Origin of the sequence: Agaribacter flavus, assembly GCF_042646125.1 — a bacterium.
In the GTDB taxonomy this organism is placed as follows: Bacteria; Pseudomonadota; Gammaproteobacteria; order Enterobacterales; family Alteromonadaceae; genus Glaciecola; species Glaciecola flavus.
In genome coordinates, this window is the sequence record NZ_JBHRSW010000052.1 from 1 (window position 1) to 620 (window position 620).

At 46.5% G+C, this 620-nt stretch carries 1 pseudogene; it reads left to right on the forward strand.

What is annotated here, in order from left to right:
• Nucleotides 1-350 precede the first annotated feature (350 nt).
• Nucleotides 351-620 (forward strand): annotated as a pseudogene (locus tag ACFOHL_RS17525) (hypothetical protein); the annotation flags it as partial.

A 620-nucleotide genomic window follows, 5' to 3' on the forward strand; every position in this document is an offset into this window, starting at 1 on the left:
CGTGCATCTGCACTGCCAGCATCTTTCTATCAATCAGTAACCACCTGACCTAAGACCATAAACAGCACTGCCTTTTAGCATTACCACTAGCGCAAAGCGCCTATAGATCAGCAAGCGTAAAGCTTCTCCATTCTATTGCGACCGAAGGTGCTTAATCCGTCTCTTTGCACAAACACGCGGCCTCACAAAGGCCGTGGCAGTCACGGCCTCCAAAACAGGGCCAGACATAGTACAATAACTATGTAATAAGCGCTAAAAAGGGTATCAACTGATGCCCTTTTTTAATTGTTATTCTTTGCCATTCCGATGAAAATGGACGCCGAAAATTATTGTTCACGCAAAGAGTACACATGCGCCTATTGTTCTGCTGCTTATGTTTGTTGTTTTCCAGTCAAAGTCTGGCGATGAATGCCGGAAGGTACTACTACATTATTGCCGACCAATGTGAAGCGCGTGGACCTACTGACCCTGAAGCGCTGGACAAAGTTACTCCCGATGTTTTGCTATTCGACGTTATTCCCGCAGGGATCAGCGATTACTACGTGAATATGAATACTGATGCCCTGAGCGACTACACCCAAGACGGTGTGGACTACCTTTCTAGCCTTGAGTCTGAGCAA